The following is a 15639-nucleotide window of genomic DNA, read 5'->3' as shown; positions in this document are numbered from 1 at the left end:
TAATGGCCGTGACCGATACCGTTTCCCTTCCCGCCGCGCGGTCGACCGCCCCCACCAAGGGGCGCCTCGCCAGGTTCGCGCGCTTTGTCCGCCGTCATCCCAACATAGCGATCGGCGCGCTGATCCTGACGCTGATTGTCGCCTGCTCGGCGCTCGCGCCGCTGATCGCGCCCTACGATCCCGACGCGATCAATCCCGCCGAACGCCTGAAACCGCCGTCCGCAGCGCATCTCTTCGGCACCGATGCCTTTGGTCGCGACGTCCTGAGCCGCGTCATCTGGGGCGGCCGCATTTCGCTGGTCGTCGGGCTGACCGTGGCGCTCTTCTCCGTCGGCATCGGGCTTGCCATAGGCCTCGTCGCCGGCTTCAGCCGGATCGCCGACGCCGTCCTCATGCGCGTCATGGACGCGATGATGGCGATCCCCGGTATTCTTCTCGCCATCGCGCTCGTCGCCTTGACGACGGCGAGCATCGAGACGGTCGTCTTCGCCCTGGTGATTCCGGAAATCCCGCGCGTGGTGCGGCTCGTCCGCGCCATGGTGCTGAGCCTTCGCGAACAGCCCTTCGTCGACGCGGCGCGCGCCGTCGGCACGCGCTTCCACATGATCCTGATCCGCCACATCATGCCGAACACCGTGGCGCCGCTGATCGTGCAGGCGACCTTCATCTGCGCTTTCGCCATCCTTGGTGAGGCCTATCTCTCCTTCCTGGGCGTCGGCCTGCCGCCCCCGACATCCACCTGGGGCAGCGTGATCGCTGAAGGGCGCAAGGTCTTCGGGCTTGCTGTCTGGGTCGTGCTCTTCCCCGGCCTCTTCCTGGGATTCACCGTGCTCTCGATCAACCTGATCGGCGACGGGCTGCGCGACATCCTCGATCCCAAGCTCTCACGCAGGCAGTGACCGACATGGAAACCCCTATTCTCCAGATCGACGACCTGTCGACCCATTTCTTCACCCGTGACGGCGTCGTGCGCGCCGTCGACAATCTGACCTGCCATGTGGGCGCCGGAGAGGCGCTGGGCATCGTCGGCGAATCCGGCTGCGGCAAGAGCGTGACCTCGCTCTCTGTCATGCGGCTTGTGCAGAGCCCTTCAGGGCGCATCGTCAACGGCGCGATCAGGCTCCAGGGGCGCGACCTCCTGGCGCTTTCCGAGAAAGAGATGCGCGAGATCCGCGGCAATGAGATATCGATGATCTTCCAGGAGCCGATGACCTCGCTCAACCCGGTGCTGTCGATAGGCTGCCAGCTGATCGAGACGATCCGCCGACACCGTGGCGTATCAGGCAAGGAGGCCTGGCAGCGTGCGGTCGACATGCTGCGCCTCGTGCAGATTCCGGAGCCGGATCAGCGCATGCGCGAATACCCGCACCAGCTTTCCGGCGGCATGCGCCAGCGCATCATGATCGCCATGGCCTTCGCCTGCGACCCTAAGGTGCTGATCGCCGACGAGCCGACGACCGCGCTCGACGTGACCATCCAGGCTCAGATCCTCGCGCTGATGAGCGACCTGCAGAAGCGGCTCGGCACGGCGGTGGTGCTGATCACCCACGATCTCGGCGTTGTCGCCGAGACCTGCCAGCGGGTCATCGTCATGTATGCCGGTCGCAAGGTCGAGGAGGCCGATGTCGGGGACCTGTTCGACCGGCCGCGTCACCCCTACACGAAAGGGTTGATGGCCTCGATGCCGCATCTCCACCGTGGCCTGGGCAACGGGCAGCGGCTCAAGGAAATTCCAGGCATGGTGCCTTCGCTGCTCGACCCGCCACCCGGATGCCGCTTTGCCGGGCGCTGCGCCCATGCGACCGCGCTGTGTACAACCGAGGAGCCGCCGCTCACCGAGACGGGGCCGCGTCACTGGGTGGCCTGCTGGCACACCGGGGCGCCGGCGGAGGTGGCGCAATGAGCACCGCCTTGCTCGAAGTCTCGGGGCTGAAGAAGCATTATGCGCTTGACGGCGGGCTGTTTCGCAAGCCGACGCGGACGCTCGCTGCCGTCGATGGTGTGTCCTTCACCATTTCCTCCGGCGAGACGCTCGGTCTTGTCGGCGAATCTGGCTGCGGCAAGTCCACGACCGCCAAGATGATCGTCCGGCTGACCGAGACGACCGAAGGCAGCATCCGCATTTGCGGCGAGGATATTTCCACGCTCGGCGCGGGCGCGATGCGGCACAAGCGGCGCGACGTGCAGATCATCTTCCAGGACCCGTATTCATCGCTCAACCCGCGCATGAGGGCGGGCGACATCGTCGCCGAACCGTTGCGCAATTTCGGTATTGGCCGGGAGGAGGTGCGGACACGCGTCGCCAGCCTGTTCGACCGCGTCGGATTGCGCTCCGACTATGTGGCGCGCTTCCCGCACGAGTTCTCCGGCGGCCAGCGCCAGAGACTTGGCATCGCGCGGGCTCTGGCGCTGGAGCCGAAGCTGATCGTCTGTGACGAGCCGGTGTCGGCGCTTGACGTTTCGGTGCAGGCCCAGGTCATCAACCTGCTGACCGATCTTCAGCGCGAACTCGGCATTGCCTATCTCTTCGTTGCGCACGATCTCGCCGTGGTCGAGCACATCAGCCACCGCGTCGCTGTGATGTATCTGGGGCGCATCGTCGAGATGGCGGACCGGCAGACGCTGTTTTCCGATCCGCGGCATCCCTATACCCAGGCGCTGCTGGCCGCGGCACCCAGTTCCCACCCCCGGCAGAAGAAGGAACGGCTGCTGCTTTGCGGCGACGCGCCGAGCCCGACCTCGCCGCCGTCCGGCTGCCCGTTCCGCACGCGCTGCCCGATCGCCGAGCCCGGCTGTGCCGAGGCGGTTCCGGCGCTGCGCGATCTCGGGGAAGGTCGCCAGGTCGCCTGTCACCTGAGATGAGGAAGGACACCGATGCTTGAAGGCGCGCTACCCAAACGCGGACGCCGCATTGCGGCCGTCGAACACTTTCCCTGCCGGCAGCGCCAGGAGGACCCGGAATGGAAGTTCGCGCGCGGCGGCATTCCCGTCGTCGATGGGCTGATCGTGCGGATCGTCGCCGATGATGGCCTCGAGGGGCACGGATATGCTTTGGCGCTGCCGCTTCTCTCCGATACGCTGGCTGGCCTTGGCGAGGCCCTCGACGGTATGCGTTCGCATGTCGTCGGCCGCGACCCGCTCGACCTTGAGGATATCCTGCGCGACATCGACCGCAGCTTCGACGGCCATCGCCATTGTCGCGCGGCGATCGACATGGCGCTGCACGAGCTTGTCGCCGCGATCCTTGGCGTGCCGTTGCACCATCTGTTCGGTGGCGCGCTGACCCGGCAACTGACCATGTCGCGCATCGTGCCGCTGAAATCTCCCGATGCCATGGGGGAGGCGGCGGCGGCGCTCGCTGCCAGGGGCTATCGGTGCCTGAAGGTGAAGCTTTCCGGCGACGCCTCGACCGATATCGCACGCGTCGCCACGGTTCGCCGCCGGGTGGGCGCAGCGGTCAGGCTCTCCGTCGACGCCAACCAGACCTACAGCCCGAAGGGCGCGATCATGACGATGCGCCAACTCGGCCCCTATGGCGTCGATCTCGTCGAGCAGCCGGTGCGCGCCGGCGACCGCGCCGGCCTCCGGCTGGTGCGCCAGAGCCTCGACATGCTCGTCGAGGCCGACGAGGCGGTGTCCTCGCCGCGCGACGTGATGGAACTCGTCGCCATGGAAGCCGTCGACAGCGTCAACCTGAAGGTGCCGGAGTTCGGCGGATTGCGCGCCACGCTTCTCGCCGCGCGCATCTGCGAGATGTCGGGGGTGGCCTGCCGCATCGGCGCCACCTTCGGGCCGCGGCTCATCGCCGCCCAATCGTTGCACCTGGGTGCGTGTTTCCACAACCAGACCTATCCGCACGAGATCGCCGAGTTCGACCATCTGCTCGACGATCCCTATGTCGGATTGGACGTGCAGGCCGGCGATCTCGCGGTCGCCGACCGCGTCGGCTCGGGTGTGCGCTTCGATCCGGGATTGCTGGTCGCGGCGCAATAGGCGCCCGCTACCGCGCGCCAGGGGTCACGCGTGATCCTGGCGCGCGATGAAGTCGAGCACGACGCGGTTGAAGATGTCTGGCCGTTCCCAATAGCCGGAATGGCCACACTCGGGAATGAGGAAGTTTTCCGCGCCACGGATGCGGCTCGCCACCAAACGCATCATGGAGGGCGGGCTGTAAAGATCGGCATCGCCGGTCACAAGCAGCACCGGCAGCTTCCATGCGGCCAGATGATCCCATGTCACTTTGTTGGCAAAGGTCTGGCTCTTCATGCTGCCGATCCCGGCGTTGTCGGCGATCTCGTTCCAGAGCTTGCGGCCCTCGACGTCGAGATGGCGGTAGGATGGCCCGAGTTCCTTGAAGTCGCTCGGCAGGCTGGCGAATTCTTCGGGCCGGATCAGTGTATGGATCGCCTGGTAGTCGTCGTTGGTGATGCCGACGATGGTGTTCGCCAGGATCAGCGACAGGAGCCGGTCCTCGTGCGAGACCGTGAAGTCCGTGGCGATCATGCCGCCGGCGGCCGTACCGAGCAGGTGAAACCTGTCGAGTTTCAGATGGTCCGCGAGCCGCAGCAGGTCCTCAGAAGCGATGCCCGGTGTTTGTGGATCGCCCATGATCGACATCCGGCGGCCGCGCCGGGAATAGCCGATGACGCGGTGATGGGCGGAGAAGGCCGGCTGCTGATATCCCCAGGCCAGACCCGAACCGGTGTCGGCGTGAAGCATGACGATCGCACTGCCCGCGCCGCCGGTATCGAAATACCAGATCTGATGTCCGTTGCCGACATCGACATGGCCTTCCATCTGCTCGACCGGCCTGGGCAGCGGTGTCGGCACGACACCCGGATTACTCACGTAGCGTACCCTTGCTCCCGAACGCGTCCCGGCGGTCGGTTTCATCCTCATCCACCCAGCGCGGTCTGTCCTTCGACGGAATGGGCGTGAAGGTCGCACGCCGGCGATGCGACTGTGGGTTGAGCAATTTGCAGGCCATTCCGCTCTCTCTGGAAATCCGCCGCGTTGCGGTGGCACGGCACCGGGGCACGGTATGATGCATCGACATGTTGGTTGTCAGAGTGAACTAAATAGTTCACTCTGACAACCAAATTATCAGGCTTGCGGCGGGACAGCCAGATCAATAGGTCCTGACCCTAGATCGTCCAGCCGCCGTCGATGATGCAGGTCTGCCCGGTGGTGTAGGTGGCGCCGGCCAGGTGAACCACGAGATCGGCGATTTCCTCAGAAGTTCCGAGCCGGCCCATCTGCTGGCGGGCGATGAAGGCCTTGCGGGCGGCTGCGTAATCGCCGGTCGCCTCGAGCCGTTGGCGCAGCGACGGGCTGTCGACCGTGCCGGGGCAGATGGCATTGCAGCGGATGCCGCGATCCACGTAGTCGGCGGCGACGGATTTGGTGAGGCCGATGACGGCTGCCTTGGTCAGCCCGTAGACGCAGCGGTTGGGCGCACCCTTCACGCTGGAGACGACAGACGCCATGTTGATGATGCTTCCCTCGCCCTGTTTCAGCATGGCCGGCAGAACGGCGCGTATGGTGCGGACCATCGCCTTCACGTTGAGGTCCATGGCCAGGTCGATCTCGTCGTCCTTTGCGTCCAGAACCGTGCCGTTGTGCACGATGCCCGCGCAGTTGAAGAGAATGTCGATACGGCCGATCCCCGAGACGAGGTCGGCGATTGCCCTCTCGTTCCTGACGTCGAGCCGATGCGCCTCGATGGAGCCATCCTCGGCAGCGAATGCCGTGAGGTTCTCCCCATTGATGTCGGTCGCGTGAACCTTTGCGCCGGCTCTGGCCAGCGCGCGGGCGCTCGCAAGGCCAATTCCCTGCCCCGCGGCGGTAACGAAGGCGGTCTTTCCTGTCAGTGAGCCCATTTCCCATCCTTGAACGCTAGAGTGACGGCCTTCGAAATTCGCTATTGACTCGCGCCGGCCTTCGCCTATGATTTAACGATAAACCAAACGCAATTCAAGCATACAGACACGACGAAGGCGACCGCTACGATGGCCACCCTGGAAACCGAACCGCAACCGACCCTGACCGAACTCAGGGAGCGCTTCTTCACAGCTCTTCTTTCCGACGTGCTGGACGATCTCGGATATATGAATCAGGCCATGCATCATAGGATTCGGCCGCTCGACAGCGCGCTCGTCATGGTCGGCCGGGCCCGTACCGCGCTTTGCATGGACGTCTATGAGCGACCTGCGCCGGGCGAGAATCCCTATGAGCTCGAGATCAGGCTCGTCGACGACCTGAAGAGCGACGAGATCCCGGTTTTCGCCTGTGGCACGTCCGGGCGCATGGCGCCATGGGGTGGGTTGCTGAGCACCGCTGCGAAATTCCGTGGCGCGACGGGTGCGGTCATGGACGGGCTGGTGCGCGATACGCGCGAAATCCTGGTGGCGGGCTTTCCGGTGTTTCACGGCGGCATCGCGCCGCTCGACTGCAAGGGGCGTGGCAAGGTCGTCGCGCTCGATACGGGTATCGAATGCGCCGGCGTTACCGTGCGCAGCGGCGATCTCGTGTTCGGAGACGCGGATGGGGTGATCGTCGTTCCGCAGGAAATCGAGGCCAAGGTTCTTGAGGTCGCGCAGGAGCGCCTTCGCGGCGAACGCAACACGCTGGCCGATCTCGAGGCGGGGGAACGCCTCGCAACCGTGTTCGCGAAGTATGGCATCCTGTGAGTCTTCCTGACGCACACTTGTCATAAAGCGAAACCTTCAAGTCGCGGCGCAGGGCCGTGACTTGAAGGGAACTACGCCAAGAAAAACACAGAGGGGTAGAGGGAAAATGACGCACAGAAACTCGAAAAACCGGCTGCGCGGCCTGCTCGTCGCCGGCGCGATGGCGATGGCTGCGGGCCCGGCCTACGCGGAACTTTGCGGCAATGTCGGCGGCGATCTCGTGCTGGGCATGGAGGCCAAGCTCGGCACGCTCGACCAGCATGTGAATGCGGCGAACGCGACGCGCAACGTGGCGATGAACATTTTCGAAACGCTCATGACGCGCGACGAAAACATGGCGCCGATCCTCGATCTGGCGGATTCGCTCGACGTCAGCGATGACAAATTGACCTACACGTTCAAGCTGCGCTCCGGCGTGAAATTCCACAACGGCAAGCCGTTGACCTCAGCGGATGTGGCTGCCTCCTTCGATCGCTACAGCCGTATCGGCGTCGATCGTTCAGCGCTCGGCAGTGTCGATCATTGGGAGACGCCGGACGGCGCGACGTTCAAGATCGTCCTGAAGGAGCCGCAGGCAAGCTTCCTCGAGAGCATTTCGGCCTCGACGGTGCCGATTGTCGTCGTTCCGACAGAGCAGGCGAGTGCCGAGGCGACCCGTCTCGAGCCGATCGGCACCGGCCCGTTCCAACTCGAGGAATTCGTGGCTGACAGCCATGTGAAGCTCAAGCGCTACGAGGACTACAAGCCCAATGAAACACTCGAGAGCATGTCGGGCTTCGCGGGGCGCAAACAGGCTTGCGTGGATACAGTCACCTTCCGCACGCTGGCCGAACCCGGCGCCCGCCTTGCGGCACTCGAAACGGGCGAGGTGGATATCGTCGAGGACGTGCCGACGCTTTCGAAGGAACGAATCGCCGGCAACAAGGACATCGTCCAGACCCAGTTGAAGCATGCGGCGCTCTGGCTGACCTACCCGAACCTCTCGGAGCCGCCCACCGACAATCTCAAGGTGCGGCAGGCCATCCAGGCAGCGTTGAATCTCGACGAGATCATGGATGCGATGAGTGACGGTTCCTACAGTCTCAACCCGTCCTTCCAGTTCCCCGGCCAGCTCTATTATTCGGAAGCCGGCAGCCAGTACTACAACCAGAACGACCCTGAGAAGGCCAAGGCCTTGCTCAAGGAGGCCGGTTACGATGGCGAGCCGGTCAGGCTCCTGACGACGCGCGACATTCCGCGGCTCTACACCGCGGCGGTGGTGATGTCGGAGCAGATGAAGGCCGCCGGCCTCAATGCGGAGCTCGTGGTGCTCGACTGGCCGACGGCGCTCGGCATGAGCGTCAACGAGACCAAGGGATGGAACTTCTTCTACACCGGCTGGATAACGGTGACGGCCCAGGGCGGCGCCCAGTCGCTGCGCAACCTTGCCGACCCGTCCAACGTGCACAAGCCGAAGGACAACAAGTCCGATCCGCAGTTCATGGAGCGGTTCAACGTTCTGAGCACCAGCCCGGACCTCGATGAGCGCAAGGCAGCGTTCGCCAAGGCGCAGGAGCGCGTGTTCGAGGAGGTGATGGCCATTCCCTTCGGCGTCACGCCGAAGAACCAGGCAACGCGTGCAAATGTGAAGGGCTACGTGCCATTCTTCAACACGCGCGTGTCGAATATCTGGCTGGCGGAGTAACCCGCCTCCCAGACCCATGTCTCGACATGCATGAGCCTGCACGGAAACGTATGGAGGTCGCATGCTTGCTTACACGCTGAGGCGCATAGCCCAGGCCGTGCCGATTCTTCTTCTCGTCAGCCTGATCTCGTTCGGGATCATGCAATTGGTGCCCGGGGATCCCGCCGCTGTTCTGGCGGGGCCCAACGCCACGCCCGATGAGCTCGTTCATCTGCGCCAGACCCTGGGGCTCGACAAGTCTCTCCTGACGCAGATCATGATCTTTTACGGCAATCTGTTTCAAGGGGATCTCGGCTATTCGATCATCCTCGGCGAACCGGTTCTGAAAGTGGTCATCGAGCGGTCCCCGATCAGTATTTCGCTGGCGATCTATTCGCTCATCCTGACCATCGTCTTCGGTCTCTTCATCGGCGTCGTCGCGGCGATGAAGCACAATCGCTGGATCGATCAGGTGGCCATGGCATTCGCGCTCATCGGGGTCTCGGTTCCCAATTTCTGGCTCGGGCTCGTGATGATCGTCCTGTTCTCCGTCCATCTGGGATGGTTGCCGACCGGCGGCTATGTTCCCTTCTTCGAGGATCCCATCGGCTGGTTCCTCGCGGCAACGATGCCGGCCTTGTCGCTGGCCCTGATGCAGATCGGTCTTTTGGCCCGGCTCACGCGCTCCACCATGCTCGAAGTGCTCGGCCAGGACTACATCCGCACCGCGCGCGCCAAGGGCGCGAGCGAACCGCGGGTGATCATCAAGCACGCGATGAGCAATGTGCTGATCCCCGTGGTCACCGTGCTCGGCATGATCCTGTCGGTGCTTCTTTCGGGGTCGGTCATCGTCGAAACGATCTTTGCCGTGCCGGGGATCGGAGCGTTGCTCGGCAATGCGATCCTGGGGCGGGACTATCCGATGATCCAGGGAGGACTGATCTTCGTGGCAGCGGTGCTGCTCATCCTGAACATCGCCGTCGATGTGCTCTATGCCTGGCTCGATCCGAGGGTACGCGTCCAATGACCAGTCTGGAAATGAACGACACGCGAAGCGAGCCGTCCTTCCTGCGGCGGTTCATGGGCGGGCGGCGCGTCCGGCGCCTGTTGCGGCACCGCTCCTTCATGATCGGCCTGTGGCTTTGCCTCTTCGTTACGGTTATCGCCGTCCTGGCGCCGGTCCTCTCGCCGGTCGACCCGAACAAGATGGCCATCCGCTCGCGTTTCCAGCCGCCATCCCTCGATTTTCTCCTGGGGACGGACAATCTGGGCCGTGACCTCTTCAGCCGTGTGGCCTGGGGCGCGCGGCTCAGCCTCGCGATCGGTCTCGGCGTGGTGCTGCTCAATGCGGTCTTCGGTGTGCTTCTGGGAGCGCTTGCCGGCTATTTCCGGCGTCTTGACGGCATCCTGATGCGTCTGTCCGACGCACTGATGGCCTTTCCCTCGGTGCTTCTGGCAATCGGCATCGCCGCGGCTATGGGTGCTTCGGCCATGACGGCGGTCATATCGCTTGCCGTCGTCTATATTCCGCGCACCGCGCGCATTCTGCGCGCTTCGGTGATGCAGGTGACGGAACTCGAATTCGTCAATGCGGCACGGGCGGCGGGGGCGGGAGACCTGCATATACTGCGCCGCCACATCCTGCCCAACTGCATGGCGCCGCTGGTGGTCCAGCTCAGCTTCGTCTTCGCCTATGCGATCCTTTCCGAAGCGGTACTGAGCTTTCTCGGCCTTGGCGCCGCGCCGACGGATCCGAGCTGGGGCATCATGATCTCGGAAGGCCGCAGCTATATCCGCGAAGCGCCCTGGATGACCGTCATCCCCGGCATGGCGATCGCGATCACCGTCCTCGGCCTGAACCTTCTTGGCGACGGATTGCGGGATGTGCTCGACCCTCGCGTCAAGATGGAACACTAACGATGCAGACAGAACCAATCCTGCGCGTCGAGGGGCTGCGCACGACCTTTTCCGGGGATGAGGGCACGGCGGTCGCGGTCGATGACGTCAGCTTCGACGTCAACGCGGGCGAGATCGTCGGCCTCATCGGCGAGAGCGGCTCGGGCAAGAGCGTGACCGCGCTTGCGATCATGGGGCTCCTGCCGAAAGACACGGCGCGGGTTACCGCCGAGCGCATCCTCTTCGACGGGCATGATCTCGTCCGCGCGTCGGAGCGGGAGATGCGCCGATTGCGCGGGCGCGCCATCGGCATGATTTTTCAGGAACCGATGAGTTCGCTCAACCCGGTGCTGAAGATCGGCGACCAGCTGATCGAACCGATCCGCATCCACGAACGCATCAGCCACCGCGCGGCGTTCGACCGGGGCGTGGAGCTCTTGTCGAAGGTCGGGATCCCATCGCCGATCCAACGCATGAACGACTATCCGCACCAGCTTTCGGGCGGCATGCGGCAGCGCGTGATGATCGCGATCGCCCTGTCCTGTTCGCCGAAACTGCTTCTGGCAGACGAGCCGACGACGGCGCTCGACGTCACCATCCAGGCGCAGCTTCTCGACCTGCTCCTCGAAATCCAGTCCGAAACCAAGATGGCAATCGTCCTCATCACGCACAGCATGGGCGTGATCGCGGAATGCGCCGACAAGGTGGTGGTCATGTACTCCGGCCGCATCGCGGAGCAGGGACCGGTGACCGAAATCTTCGACCGGCCGGGCCACCCCTATACGAAGGGGCTCATGCAATGCACGCCGGAGCTCACGGGCAACCCGCGCCGGCTCACCACCATTCCCGGTTCGCTGCCAAGCCTCAGCGCGTTGCCGCCCGGCTGCCGCTTCGCGCCGCGCTGCGGTCTTGCGCTGCCAACCTGCGAGGCGGGGCGCCCGCCGATGATCGGCCTGCGCGGGACGCACGCATCGGCTTGCATCCGGGCGGACGAGCTCGTCGCCGCAGCGGCACAACCAGAGGAAGCCGACGCATGAGCAACGCGCCGTTACTGTCTGTTCGGGACCTGTCGAAGCACTTCACCATGCGCAGCCCGTTTCGCGGCACCACCATCGGCACGGTTCAGGCCGTCAACCGCGTGAGCTTCGACATTGCGGAGGGCGAAACGCTCGGCCTTGTGGGGGAATCCGGCTGCGGCAAGTCGACGACGGGACGCCTGCTTCTGAGATTGATCGAGCCCAACAATGGGAAGGTGCTCTTCCAGGGGCAGGACCTTCTCCAGCTCGATGCGAGGCAACTCAAGAAGATCCGCAAGTCCATCCAGATCGTGTTCCAGGATCCGTTCAGCTCGCTCAATCCACGCATGACGGTGGAGGATATCGTCACCGAACCGCTCTACCTGCAGGGCGGCATGTCGCGCAGGGAGATGCGCGAGCGGGCACGAATGCTGCTCGACAAGGTTGGCCTCAACGCGGCCCATATCACGCGTTTCCCGCACGAGTTTTCCGGCGGTCAGCGCCAACGCATCGGCATCGCCCGCGCGCTTGCGGCCGATCCCCGCTTCATCGTCTGCGACGAGGCGGTGTCTGCCCTGGACGTTTCCGTGCAGGCGCAGGTCATCAACCTGCTCCAGGACCTCCAGGAAGAGTTCAACCTCTCCTACCTCTTCATCGCGCACGACCTGTCGGTCGTCCGGCACATCTCGGACCGCGTGGCGGTCATGTATCTGGGCGAGGTGGTGGAAATCGCCGACAAGAATGCGCTCTATTCCGCGCCGCGGCATCCCTACACGCAGGCGCTTCTGGCCGCGATCCCGGTCGCCCACCCGCGATTGAGGGGCAAGCGCGCGCGCCTTGGGGGCGAGGTCTCCAGCGCGCTGAACCCGCCGCCGGGTTGCCGCTTCAGCCTGCGCTGCCCATTCGCGCGGGATGTCTGCCGTCAGCAGCCGCCGGCGCTGCGGCAGCTGGATGGCCGCCACCAGGTGGCCTGCCACTTTGCCGAGGACCTGCATGCCGCAGCCGCCTGACGGCCGCGCAGGACGGATACTGCGAAAGCATCGACACCATCGCCGCGATGCCAACCTTGCGAGAACATGAATGACCAGGAAAAAAGATCCGTTGCGCTCCAGCGAATGGTTCGGGGGCCAGGAAAAGGGCGCCTTCATCCATCGAAGCTGGATGAAGAACCAGGGGTTCCCCCCGCATCTCTTCGATGGCCGGCCGGTCATTGGCATCTGCAATTCGTGGTCGGAGCTTACGCCTTGCAACGGCCAGCTTCGCGACCTTGCCGAGCATGTCAGGCGCGGCGTGTTCGAGGCAGGCGGTTTTCCGGTCGAGTTTCCGGTGATGTCGCTCGGGGAATCGAACATGCGCCCCACGGCGATGATGTTCCGCAACCTCGCCGCCATCGAGGTGGAGGAAAGCATCCGCGCCAATCCCATCGACGGAGTGGTGCTTCTGGCTGGCTGCGACAAGACCACGCCGGCGCTTCTCATGGGGGCGGCGAGCTGTAACCTGCCGACCCTGCTCGTTTCGGCCGGGCCGATGCTGAGCGGCAGCTTCAACGGCGAGGTTCTGGGGTCGGGCACCGATGTCTGGCGCCTCAGCGAGGAAATGCGGGCCGGCACGATCACGACAGCGCAGTTTTCCGCCGCCGAGGCGGCCATGAGCCGCTCACCCGGCACATGCAACACGATGGGCACCGCATCGACCATGGCTTGCCTGTCGGAAGCGATGGGAATCACGCTGCCGGGCAACGCCGCCATTCCATCGGTGGACGCGCGCCGGCGCGTCCTGGCTTTCATGAGCGGCCGACGCGCCGTCGAGATGGTGCATCAGGACCTTTGCATGTCGCGCATCCTGACGCGAGAGGCCTTCGAGAACGCCATCTGCGCCAATGCAGCCATCGGGGGCTCGACCAACGCCGTGATCCATCTCCAGGCGCTGGCGGGCCGCGTCGAGGTGCCGTTCGGGCTCGACGACTGGAATCGTATCGGCCGCAACATCCCGACCATTGTCGATCTCATGCCGTCGGGCCGCTTCCTGATGGAAGATTTCTTCAATGCTGGCGGCATGCAGGCCGTGCTTCGGCGGCTTCTCGATGCGGGGCGGCTGCATGGCGATTGCCTGACGGTGAACGGCCGCACCATCGCAGAGAACAACGGCGCGATCCGGGTGCTGAACGAGGAGGTTGTCAGGCCGATGACCGACCCGCTTACGAAAGACGGCGGCATCGTGGTGCTGCGCGGAAATCTCGCGCCGAACGGGGCGATCATGAAGCCCTCGGCGGCGACCGCCGCACTGATGACGCATCGCGGCGCTGCGGTGGTTTTCGAAGACATTGACGATTATCACGCGCGCATCGACGATCCCGGCCTGGAGGTCGACGAGGAGAGCGTGCTGGTTCTCAAGAATTGCGGACCGCGCGGCTATCCGGGCATGCCGGAAGTGGGCAATATGGGATTGCCGCGCAAGCTGCTCCAGAAGGGCGTTACCGACATGGTGCGCATTTCCGACGCGCGCATGAGCGGCACGGCCTATGGCACGGTCATCCTGCATGTTGCGCCGGAAGCGGCCATAGGCGGGCCGCTGGCGCTGGTGCAAAACGGCGACATGATCTCCATCGACGCCACGGCGAATGCGATCACGCTCGAAGTCTCCGACGAGGAGCTTGCCCGCCGCAAGGCGGAGTGGTCACCGGCCATGCCGCCCGCCAGCGGCTTCGAGCGCCTCTTTTCCGAGCAGATACTGCAGGCCGACGAGGGATGCGATTTCGAGCTCCTGAAGGGCCGGCGCGGGGCCGCCGTCGCGCGGGATTACGTATGATGAAGGAGACGACCTTGTTCAAATGCGGAGTGGGGCGCGCGGACATGACGCCGCCGGTTGGCATTCCCCATATTCTCTGGGGCGCGCGCGCTGTCGATCTGGCCGAAAGCGTTCACCTGCCGCTTCGTGCGACGGCGCTCTGCCTCGAGAACGGCAGCGAACGGCTTCTGATCTGCGATCTCGACCTGACGGGATTGCCGACGGGTGTCTGCGACGAGATGCGCGCAGCCATTGAACGGGAGACGGGTGTTCCGGCACAAGATGTTTCCATCGGCGCGACCCATACCCACAGCGCACCGGTGTGGAACGCCGAAACGACGAACGGCTTGACCCCCGACATGCCCGGCATGGAACTGATGCCGGCCTGGCGCGAGAAGTGCCGGCAGGCCGTTCTTTCGGTGGCGCGCGCGGCCGTGGAAAGCCTCAAGCCGGCCCGGGTCGCGTCAGGCTACGGCACCAGCGAGGTCACGCTCAATCGCCGGTTCTCGACGCCTGAGGGGCGGATGGTGGTGAGCCCGCATCAGGGCGGGCTGCGCGACACGACCATCCTGCTCCTGCGTTTCGACGACCTGGATGGAAACACGATCGCGAGCGTCGTCGGCTACGGCACCCATCCGATCGTCCTTGCCCATCAGAATACGGCGATCAGCGCCGAGTTCCCGGGCGCGCTCAAGGAGGGTGTCGAAAAGCTCATCGGCGGTACCTGCCTCTTTCTCCAGGGCAGCGCGGGCGACCAGATCCCCTTTGAGGCGTTGAGCGGCGACGTCCGGCTCGCCGAACGCATCGGCAATCGGATCGCGGCCGACGCGGCGACGACGCTGGCCGCCATGTCCCCCATGAACCACCGCATGGAATACAGCCATGTGGTGGAATCGGGCGCGCCGCTCGGCCTGCACAAGCGAACGGTGCTTCCCGACAACCCGGCCACAGTCCGGACGGCGCGGGCCGTGGCCGAACTTCCCGTCAAGCCGTTCGAGCCCATCGAGGTTCTGGAGGAGCGCGCGGCGACGACCAAGGCTGAACTCCAGGCGCTGAAGGCGGCTGGTGCCGACCACGCGACGCTTGCCGATGTTCATTTCCGCGCACGGCGCGCCGATATCATGCTCGTCATGGCAAAACGGGTGCAGGGTGTTTCGACGGTTCCAATCGAAATCCGCGCGCTGCGCATCGGTGACGCGGTGCTGGTTTCGGCGCCCATGGAAATCTTCTCGGCAACGGGGCTTGCCATCCGCGCGGCCTCGCCTTTTCCTGTCACCTTCGTCGGCGGGTATACCAACGGCACCGAAGGTTACCTGCCTCCGGCCGATTGCTACGCCGAGGGCGGCTACGAGGTGGAACTCGCCTGTTACGTGGCGAAGAACGCAGAGGCCGTGTTCCGCCAAACGGCGATCGATCTGGTTCGCGCGCTCCACGCCGCGTGAACCCCGCCACCAAAAACAGGTCCCTGGAACGGTGCATCGGTTTTTCGAGGACGTGAACCTTCGGTTGTCCACAGTCTCGATGCCCGCAGGGGAGCAATTCGGCGTATATCGGCTAAAGCACTTTGAACGGCCCGGTTCCGGGGCAC

14 protein-coding genes are annotated in these 15639 nt (G+C 64.6%); 12 read left to right on the top strand and 2 right to left on the bottom strand.

The window, feature by feature from the left end; genetic code table 11:
- Window positions 1-2 precede the first annotated feature (2 nt).
- Genes AB843_RS21165 through AB843_RS21150 form a run of 4 tightly spaced genes read left to right on the top strand, consistent with a single transcriptional unit; the run spans window position 3 to window position 3993 of the window.
- A complete protein-coding gene (locus AB843_RS21165; RefSeq protein ID WP_048648887.1) occupies window positions 3-899 on the top strand; it encodes an ABC transporter permease in 897 nt (298 codons plus the stop codon).
- The gene (locus tag AB843_RS21160; RefSeq protein ID WP_425286831.1) at window positions 896-1903 is read left to right on the top strand and encodes an ABC transporter ATP-binding protein; all 1008 of its coding nucleotides are present in this window, start codon (window positions 896-898) and stop codon (window positions 1901-1903) included. Before AB843_RS21165 ends, AB843_RS21160 begins: the two co-directional genes overlap by 4 nt.
- Complete coding sequence (locus tag AB843_RS21155) at window positions 1900-2862, top strand: ABC transporter ATP-binding protein (RefSeq protein ID WP_048648886.1); 963 nt, start codon at window positions 1900-1902, stop codon at window positions 2860-2862. The genes AB843_RS21160 and AB843_RS21155 overlap by 4 nt, the downstream gene beginning before the upstream one ends.
- A gap of 12 nt (window positions 2863-2874) precedes the next feature.
- Window positions 2875-3993 (top strand): mandelate racemase/muconate lactonizing enzyme family protein, encoded by a 1119-nt coding sequence (locus AB843_RS21150; RefSeq protein WP_048648885.1) that lies wholly within the window; start codon window positions 2875-2877, stop codon window positions 3991-3993.
- Between the two features lie 24 nt (window positions 3994-4017).
- On the opposite strand, the gene AB843_RS21145 is transcribed toward AB843_RS21150, so the two are convergent.
- Window positions 4018-4893: an alpha/beta fold hydrolase gene (locus AB843_RS21145; RefSeq protein ID WP_157384568.1), complete on the bottom strand. Its 876-nt coding sequence runs from the start codon at window positions 4891-4893 to the stop codon at window positions 4018-4020.
- 251 nt (window positions 4894-5144) lie between these two features.
- The gene (locus tag AB843_RS21140; protein ID WP_048648883.1) at window positions 5145-5879 is read right to left on the bottom strand and encodes an SDR family oxidoreductase; all 735 of its coding nucleotides are present in this window, start codon (window positions 5877-5879) and stop codon (window positions 5145-5147) included.
- A gap of 129 nt (window positions 5880-6008) precedes the next feature.
- On the opposite strand from AB843_RS21140, the gene AB843_RS21135 reads away from it, so the two are divergent.
- The 8 genes from AB843_RS21135 (at window position 6009) to AB843_RS21100 (ending at window position 15493) form a co-directional block, all read left to right on the top strand.
- A complete protein-coding gene (locus AB843_RS21135) occupies window positions 6009-6689 on the top strand; it encodes an RraA family protein (protein ID WP_048648882.1) in 681 nt (226 codons plus the stop codon).
- A 106-nt stretch (window positions 6690-6795) separates the two neighbouring features.
- Window positions 6796-8373 carry an ABC transporter substrate-binding protein gene (locus tag AB843_RS21130; RefSeq protein WP_048648881.1) on the top strand — a complete coding sequence of 526 codons (1578 nt, stop codon included), beginning with the start codon at window positions 6796-6798 and terminating at the stop codon, window positions 8371-8373.
- Between the two features lie 61 nt (window positions 8374-8434).
- On the top strand, window positions 8435-9379 hold the full coding sequence (locus AB843_RS21125) for an ABC transporter permease (protein WP_048648880.1): 945 nt from the start codon (window positions 8435-8437) through the stop codon (window positions 9377-9379).
- Window positions 9376-10269 carry an ABC transporter permease gene (locus AB843_RS21120; protein ID WP_082143933.1) on the top strand — a complete coding sequence of 298 codons (894 nt, stop codon included), beginning with the start codon at window positions 9376-9378 and terminating at the stop codon, window positions 10267-10269. Before AB843_RS21125 ends, AB843_RS21120 begins: the two co-directional genes overlap by 4 nt.
- 2 nt (window positions 10270-10271) lie before the next feature.
- Window positions 10272-11285: an ABC transporter ATP-binding protein gene (locus AB843_RS21115; protein ID WP_048648879.1), complete on the top strand. Its 1014-nt coding sequence runs from the start codon at window positions 10272-10274 to the stop codon at window positions 11283-11285.
- On the top strand, window positions 11282-12274 hold the full coding sequence (locus AB843_RS21110; protein ID WP_048648878.1) for an ABC transporter ATP-binding protein: 993 nt from the start codon (window positions 11282-11284) through the stop codon (window positions 12272-12274). Before AB843_RS21115 ends, AB843_RS21110 begins: the two co-directional genes overlap by 4 nt.
- A 70-nt stretch (window positions 12275-12344) precedes the next feature.
- On the top strand, window positions 12345-14072 hold the full coding sequence (locus tag AB843_RS21105; protein ID WP_048648877.1) for an IlvD/Edd family dehydratase: 1728 nt from the start codon (window positions 12345-12347) through the stop codon (window positions 14070-14072).
- Window positions 14012-15493: a neutral/alkaline non-lysosomal ceramidase N-terminal domain-containing protein gene (locus tag AB843_RS21100; RefSeq protein ID WP_342022366.1), complete on the top strand. Its 1482-nt coding sequence runs from the start codon at window positions 14012-14014 to the stop codon at window positions 15491-15493. Before AB843_RS21105 ends, AB843_RS21100 begins: the two co-directional genes overlap by 61 nt.
- The last annotated feature ends 146 nt before the right edge of the window (window positions 15494-15639 follow it).

This window comes from Nitratireductor soli (genome assembly GCF_001050155.1).
GTDB lineage: Bacteria > Pseudomonadota > Alphaproteobacteria > Rhizobiales > Rhizobiaceae > Nitratireductor > Nitratireductor soli.
The sequence above is the reverse complement of the archived record's forward strand: the minus strand, read 5'-3'. Positions and strand labels throughout refer to the sequence as shown.

Coding starts and splice junctions, on each gene's coding strand:
- AB843_RS21125 (WP_048648880.1), top strand. CDS start 8,435: ATGCTTGCTTACACGCTGAGGCGCATAGCCCAGGCCGTGCCGATTCTT.
- AB843_RS21140 (WP_048648883.1), bottom strand. CDS start 5,879: ATGGGCTCACTGACAGGAAAGACCGCCTTCGTTACCGCCGCGGGGCAG.
- AB843_RS21145 (WP_157384568.1), bottom strand. CDS start 4,893: ATGAAACCGACCGCCGGGACGCGTTCGGGAGCAAGGGTACGCTACGTG.
- AB843_RS21135 (WP_048648882.1), top strand. CDS start 6,009: ATGGCCACCCTGGAAACCGAACCGCAACCGACCCTGACCGAACTCAGG.
- AB843_RS21100 (WP_342022366.1), top strand. CDS start 14,012: ATGCGATTTCGAGCTCCTGAAGGGCCGGCGCGGGGCCGCCGTCGCGCG.
- AB843_RS21115 (WP_048648879.1), top strand. CDS start 10,272: ATGCAGACAGAACCAATCCTGCGCGTCGAGGGGCTGCGCACGACCTTT.
- AB843_RS21105 (WP_048648877.1), top strand. CDS start 12,345: ATGACCAGGAAAAAAGATCCGTTGCGCTCCAGCGAATGGTTCGGGGGC.
- AB843_RS21150 (WP_048648885.1), top strand. CDS start 2,875: ATGCTTGAAGGCGCGCTACCCAAACGCGGACGCCGCATTGCGGCCGTC.
- AB843_RS21110 (WP_048648878.1), top strand. CDS start 11,282: ATGAGCAACGCGCCGTTACTGTCTGTTCGGGACCTGTCGAAGCACTTC.
- AB843_RS21155 (WP_048648886.1), top strand. CDS start 1,900: ATGAGCACCGCCTTGCTCGAAGTCTCGGGGCTGAAGAAGCATTATGCG.
- AB843_RS21165 (WP_048648887.1), top strand. CDS start 3: ATGGCCGTGACCGATACCGTTTCCCTTCCCGCCGCGCGGTCGACCGCC.
- AB843_RS21130 (WP_048648881.1), top strand. CDS start 6,796: ATGACGCACAGAAACTCGAAAAACCGGCTGCGCGGCCTGCTCGTCGCC.
- AB843_RS21120 (WP_082143933.1), top strand. CDS start 9,376: ATGACCAGTCTGGAAATGAACGACACGCGAAGCGAGCCGTCCTTCCTG.